The organism is Proteiniborus sp. DW1, assembly GCF_900095305.1.
Lineage (GTDB): Bacteria > Bacillota > Clostridia > Tissierellales > Proteiniboraceae > Proteiniborus.
In genome coordinates this window covers 60935-67739 of the sequence record NZ_FMDO01000038.1, presented here as the reverse complement: position 1 = coordinate 67739, position 6805 = coordinate 60935, and the positions used below count along the sequence as shown (strand labels likewise).

The 6805-nt window shown below is 31.0% G+C and carries 6 protein-coding genes; all 6 read left to right on the top strand.

Features of this window, described 5'->3' with window-relative positions; all coding sequences use genetic code 11:
• The coding region (recJ, locus tag DW1_RS09860) for a single-stranded-DNA-specific exonuclease RecJ (RefSeq protein ID WP_207647961.1) at positions 1–2602 on the top strand (2602 nt) is incomplete at its 5' end.
• A 13-nt stretch (positions 2603–2615) separates the two neighbouring features.
• Positions 2616–3131: an adenine phosphoribosyltransferase gene (locus tag DW1_RS09855; protein WP_074350452.1), complete on the top strand. Its 516-nt coding sequence runs from the start codon at positions 2616–2618 to the stop codon at positions 3129–3131.
• A 165-nt stretch (positions 3132–3296) separates the two neighbouring features.
• Positions 3297–5462 (top strand): RelA/SpoT family protein, encoded by a 2166-nt coding sequence (locus tag DW1_RS09850; protein ID WP_074350451.1) that lies wholly within the window; start codon positions 3297–3299, stop codon positions 5460–5462.
• A gap of 13 nt (positions 5463–5475) precedes the next feature.
• Positions 5476–5925: a D-aminoacyl-tRNA deacylase gene (gene dtd / locus DW1_RS09845; RefSeq protein WP_074350450.1), complete on the top strand. Its 450-nt coding sequence runs from the start codon at positions 5476–5478 to the stop codon at positions 5923–5925.
• A gap of 10 nt (positions 5926–5935) precedes the next feature.
• Entirely contained in the window at positions 5936–6559 is a 624-nt protein-coding gene (locus DW1_RS09840; protein WP_074350449.1) for an MBL fold metallo-hydrolase, read from the top strand.
• A 63-nt stretch (positions 6560–6622) separates the two neighbouring features.
• Complete coding sequence (locus tag DW1_RS09835) at positions 6623–6805, top strand: hypothetical protein (protein WP_074350448.1); 183 nt, start codon at positions 6623–6625, stop codon at positions 6803–6805.

Sequence of the window (6805 nt, the reverse complement as noted above, 5' to 3'; positions counted from 1 at the left end):
TATAAGAAATTTAGTTGCTGTTGAACAGTATTTTAGTATAAGATATAATTATAATGTATTTCTATTAGTAGGTGAGCAAATGATAAAGTTCAATAGTCTTGTTAAGGTTGCTGAAAATGACAAGCTAATAGTAGATAAATTAAGTAAAAGTCTTGGCATTTCAAGACTTACCTCAAAGGTTATGGCTAATAGAGGAATATTTGATTTAAGTAAAGCTGAGGATTATCTAAACCCAGATATTAAAAACTTTTTTGACCCTTTTTTATTAATGGATATGGAATTAGCCGTAGAACGAATCACTAGTGCTATTTATAAAAAAGAGAAAATCTGGATATATGGTGACTATGATGTTGATGGAGTAACTAGTACATCTATACTCATTATTTTTCTCAAAGCCTTATATAATGATGTAGAATTTTATATTCCTAATAGAATGTCTGAAGGTTATGGACTTAACAATGAAGCTGTTGATTATATTAGAGAAAGGGAAGGACAGCTTATAATAAGTGTTGATTGTGGAATACAGTCTTTTGAAGTAGCTGAACATTGTAAAGAAATAGGAATAGATTTAATAATAACTGATCATCATGCATGTGGTGAGAAACTACCTGATGCAGTAGCAGTCATTAACCCTAATCGTGCTGACAACAAGTACCCATATACCAAACTAGCTGGAGTGGGAGTGGCCTTAAAACTTATACAAGCTTTAGCTTTAAGGCTAAATATAGATATAGACTATGAGAGCATACTGCCTATTGTAGCAATAGGTACTGTAGCTGATGTGGTTTCGCTGACAGGTGAAAATAGAATTATAGTTAAAAATGGTCTTAATATGATTAAACATACTAGTAATAATGGAATTAAAGCTTTATTAGAGGTTACTGGTCTTATTAATAAAGAAGTTACAAGCGGACATATTGGTTTTGTAATAGGTCCGAGAATTAATGCTATAGGTAGAATTGGAATGGCAAAGTATGCCGTCCACCTCTTTATTGCCGAAGAATATAGTGAAGCACTAATGCTAGCCAAGATACTAGATAAAGAAAATTTAGAAAGACAGAATATTGAAGCAAGAATCTTAAAAGAAGCTGAAGAAATAATTAATAGGGAAATTGATTTGGAAAAAGAAAAAGTTTTAGTTGTAGCCTCTGAAAACTGGCACAATGGAGTTATAGGTATAGTAAGTTCTAGAATAACAGAAAAATACCACAGACCTAGTGTCCTCATATCTATTGAAGGAAATGAAGGAAGGGGTTCAGCTAGAAGCATATCAACATTTAATTTATATGAAAATTTAAGCAAATGTAAAGAGCTACTTGTGAAGTTTGGCGGACACAGCCAAGCAGCAGGTCTTACAATAGCGAAAAATAATATACAAGAATTTAGAAAGAAAATAAATGATATTGCAGATAGAATTCTTGACGATGTAGACTTTATACCACAGACCATTGTTGATGCGGAGATTGATGTTGAAGAAATTCAATTAGAAACAGCCTATGAGCTAGAGTCACTAGAACCATTTGGTATAGATAATCCTAGTCCAAGCTTTCTATTGAGAAAAGCTTTAATAAAGACAATTAGAACAGTTGGGAAAGATGGCAGGCATTTGAAGCTAGCTGTAGAGAAAAATAACCAATCTATAGACTGTATTGGCTTTAATTTTGGAGGATATTTTAATATCTTAAAAGTTGGTCAAGAAATTGATTTAGTTGTATCTTTGGATGTAAATGACTACCTAGGTCAGCAATGTGTTCAACTACTAATAAAAGATATTATCATTTCATACGAAGAACAGTTATGCAAATCTGACGATTATATTAATTCTTTTTTATTTGGAATTAAGGACATTGAAGTATATGGTACAGAATTAGAAATTGATTTATTAAATACAACTGTAGAATATTCAGATAAATATAAAAGAATAGGATACATAGTAGATAGTATCAAGGAAAATAATAGTGTACTGGTTATCATTAATAATTTTTTGAATTTGTCTGGATTACTTGATGTAATGCAGTATGAAGGGCGAGATTTTATTCGAAAAGTTGGCATTAGCTATAATAAACCAATGGAACATAAGTTGTGCAATATTATAATTAATGCTAATTTAGATTATATTGATAAAACTAGGTACGATAAAGTTATTATGTATGATATGTGTTTTGCACAAAGTTATCTGATCAATACTATAAATTTTTTTAAACATAATAACTTTAAAATCTTATTAGTTGAAGAGGATTTTAAAGTTAATAGATGTTTTATAGAAGAACTATTGCCTGACATTGCCCATATTAGATTAGTCTATAAAACTCTCATATCTAGAAAAGAAGATTATCTAAAGATTGATATAGACAAATATTTGGAATCATTGTCTATTAAAATGGGTATCAATATTAACAGGTTTAAGCTAATAATTATATTTGAAATACTAAAAGGAGCAGAACTATTAGACTATACTATTAAACATGGAATTTTATTTGTAAAATTATTCAAAAAACCTAATAATAAAATTGATATAACTAGTGTTCTAATTTATGACAAATTAAATCATATACCCAATGAAATTATAAGTTTAAAAGAAAAACTCAAATTTTTATTTTAGAGGAGGAAGCATAATGGATTTTAAAAGTAAAATTAGAAGCATTTTAGATTTTCCTAAGGAAGGAATCAATTTCAGAGATATAACAACTGTATTAAAGGATAAGGAAGCGTTTAATTCTTGCATTAAGGAAATGGCAAAGCATCTAAGAGATAAGAATGTTGATGTCATCGTAGGACCTGAAGCAAGAGGATTCTTAATAGGTGCACCTCTTGCATACGAGCTTGGAGTTGGATTTGTTCCTGTAAGAAAACCTGGCAAGCTTCCTTCAGAGACTATTAGTTTTGAATATGAGCTTGAATATGGTACAGATAAATTGGAAATGCATAAGGATGCTATAGAAAAGGGGCAAAAAGTAGCTGTAATCGATGACTTACTTGCAACTGGTGGTACTGCATTGTCAACATGTAAAATGATTGAGCGATTAGGCGGAGAGGTAGTATCTGTTGGATTTTTTATTGAGCTTGAAGATATTAATGGCAGAAAAGCACTTTCAGATTATGATGTATTTTCATTAGTGAAGTTTGAATAAGAAGGCAACTTCAATAATAATTAACAGCCCTATTTTGGGCTGTTTTATAACAAATTGAAGAAAAAATGATAATTTGTTTTTTATTATTTCATTAAACGGATCAATCTGTTATACTATATTTATATAATTTTTTCGAAACTAGACTTTAGCGAGAGGTTGAGAGAATTGTTAGAGAAATTAATTCAAAAAATAGAAGAGTATAATCCTCATGGGAACTTAGACTTAATAATCAAAGCATATAGATTTTCTGAAACTGCTCATGATGGACAACTAAGAAATTCAGGTGAAAGATTTTTTGTTCATCCATTCAATGTTGCCCTGATTTTAGCAGAGTTAAATATGGATACCGCAACAATTGCTGCGGGACTTTTGCATGATGTTCTTGAAGATACTGATACAACTTTTGAAACCTTAGCTAAAGAATTTGGTGAAGAAATAACCAATCTAGTTGACGGAGTTACAAAGCTAAAAAAATTGAAATATAGAACTAAACAGGAGACACAGGCTGAAAATTTGAGAAAAATGGTAATAGCCATGTCAAAGGATATAAGGGTTATTATTATAAAACTAGCAGACAGACTACATAATATTAGGACTCTTGAATATATGTCTGATGCAAAAAAGAAGGAAAAAGCTTTAGAAACATTAGAGATCTATGCTCCTATAGCACATAGATTGGGTATTTCAACAATAAAGTGGGAGCTTGAGGATCTTTCTTTAAGATATATTGATCCAGAAGGGTACTATGATTTAGTAGATAAGGTATCTAAAAAGAGAAGAGAAAGAGAAGCATACATTAGACATGTAATAGAAATATTAAAAGAAAAGCTAGACGAAATGGAAATTGAAAACGACATAAGCGGTAGGCCGAAGAATTTTTATAGTATATATAAAAAGATGGTCTATCAAAATAAAACTTTTGAACAGATTTTTGACCTTACTGCCATAAGAGCTATAGTGGATTCGGTCAAAGATTGTTATGGAGTACTTGGTATAGTTCATACTTTGTGGAAACCAATTCCCGGAAGATTTAAGGACTATATTGCAATGCCCAAGCCAAATATGTATCAATCTTTGCATACTACAGTTATCGGACCACAAGGAGAACCTTTTGAGATACAGATTAGAACTTGGGAAATGCATAGAACTGCAGAGTATGGTATTGCTGCCCATTGGAAATATAAAGAAGGAATAAGTAAAACTGATGGCTTTGAAAGTAAATTAACATGGTTAAGGCAGCTTCTTGAGTGGCAAAAAGAGCTTAAGGATCCTAAAGAGTTCATGGAATCTTTGAAAATAGATTTTTTTACTGACGAAGTTTTTGTATTTACTCCTAAAGGAGATGTCATAAATCTTCCTGCAGGCTCAACACCTTTAGATTTTGCATATAGAGTTCATACGGCAGTAGGTAATAATTGTGTTGGAGCAAAGGTTGACGGTAGAATAGTACCTTTAGATTCTAAATTAAAAAATGGAAATATAGTAGAGATATTAACTTCTTCAAGTAGTAGTGGACCAAGTAGGGATTGGCTTAAAATTGTCATAAGTAGTCAGGCAAAAAGTAAGATAAAACAGTGGTTTAAAAAAGAAGAAAGAGATTCAAATGTAATTAAGGGTAAAGAACTACTAGAAAAAGAAGCCAGAAGACAAGGGTTTAAACTAACAGAACTACTTAAGGAAGATTGGCTGAAATCAATAGCTAAAAAGGTTAGTTTAAATAATATAGATGACTTATATGCAGCAATAGGATATGGTAGTATTACTTTATCTCAAGTGATTAATAAATTAAAAGAAAACTATAAAGAATATTATAATCAAAAAATAGATGAGCAAGAGACAATAGATAAGCAGATAAACACTATAGTTTCCAAAAAGGAATACAAACCAACTCAAGGAATATCAGTAAAAGGTGTAGATAATATAAAAGTTAGATTTTCAAAATGCTGTAGTCCAGTTCCTGGTGATGAGATTGTTGGATATATTACTAGAGGACGAGGAGTTTCTGTTCATAGAAGCGATTGTCCTAATGTCAAAAGCTTAGAGATTCAAGAGCGATTTATCGATGTTGAATGGGATACAGATAAGAGAACTTCTTATCAAGCAGAGATACAAATTAAAGCTAGTGATAGATATGGTCTATTAACTGAAATTACTCAGCTATTAGCGGATATGAAGCTTGCAGTAACATCCTTAAATGCGAGAACAAGTAAGGAAAAGACAGCTCTTATAAACATGACCTTAGAGATAAAAGATATTGAGCAATTGAAAGAGTTAATGAAAAAGATGAAGAGACTTGAAGGAGTCATCGATGTGTACAGAGTTATTACCTAGAAGGGAGATTTAAATGAGAGCAGTAATACAGAGAGTTTCAACGGCAAATGTTAGAGTAAATGATGAAATGGTGAGCATAATTAACAAAGGACTACTAGTATTATTAGGTGTTGGTCATGATGATACAGAGGAAGATATTAACTATTTAAGTGATAAAATAGTTAATCTCAGAATTTTTGAAGATGAAAATGATAAAATGAATCTTTCTCTATTAGATGTTAATGGAGAATTACTTGTGGTATCACAATTTACACTATTTGGAGACACTAGAAAAGGTAAGAGACCTAATTTTATGAATGCAGCACCTGCAAATATTGCCAATAATATTTATATGAAATTCGTTGAAAAGTGTAAGACCTATGGTATTAACGTTAAAAATGGTGTTTTTGGCGAACATATGGACGTATCTTTAATCAATGATGGGCCAGTGACTATAATAATAGATAGTAAGAAGGATTTTTAGGAGGATTTTTATGATTGTTGAAAGATTACCACTAGGAGTTTATGCAGCAAATTGCTATATTGTAATGTGTGAAGATACAAAAGAAGCTATGATAGTAGACTTAGGTGGGGAGCCAGAGGAAATAATAAAAAAATCCAAAGAGTTAGGATTCAATATTAATTGTATAGCTTTGACCCATGGACATGGTGACCATATTGCAGGAATACCAGGCCTATTAAATTTAGTTAAATGTCCTGTTTATATTCATGAGAAGGATGAAGAAATGCTATTAGATCCAAAACTTAATCTTACAACAACTATGTCAACTAATGAAATAAGTATAAAACCAGATAAATTACTTAAAGACGGAGATGTTTTAAAGGTTGGGAATCTAATAATAGAAGTTATTCATACACCTGGCCATACAATGGGGGGAATAAGCTTAAAAGTGGAAAATTATTTAATCACAGGAGATACCTTATTTAGAGGTTCAATTGGAAGAACAGACCTTTATGGAGGCTCCTATGATACTATTATAGAATCAATAAATAACAAATTACTAACTCATAGTGATGAAACCATTATTTTACCTGGGCATGGGGCAGCAACTAAAGTTGGGATTGAGAAAATAACTAATCCTTTCGTCAAAAGATAAAACTTAGAATACTCTCAAAGATATGTGGAAGAATAATATCAAATAACTTTGGGAGGCTTTTAGATGAAAAATTTTAACATTAGCCATAGTGAGTATAGTTTTTTAGATAATATAGATACAATGAATTTAGTAAGACTAAAAGAAATGGGATTGAATGATTCTGAGTTGGCAAACGAATTAAAGATTTCAAAATCTTATTTAGTTAAGCTTTATAGCGAATATGATGTTGAATTACAAGGGGACTAA

Coding starts and splice junctions, on each gene's coding strand:
- DW1_RS09855 (WP_074350452.1), top strand. CDS start 2,616: ATGGATTTTAAAAGTAAAATTAGAAGCATTTTAGATTTTCCTAAGGAA.
- dtd (WP_074350450.1), top strand. CDS start 5,476: ATGAGAGCAGTAATACAGAGAGTTTCAACGGCAAATGTTAGAGTAAAT.
- DW1_RS09840 (WP_074350449.1), top strand. CDS start 5,936: ATGATTGTTGAAAGATTACCACTAGGAGTTTATGCAGCAAATTGCTAT.
- DW1_RS09835 (WP_074350448.1), top strand. CDS start 6,623: ATGAAAAATTTTAACATTAGCCATAGTGAGTATAGTTTTTTAGATAAT.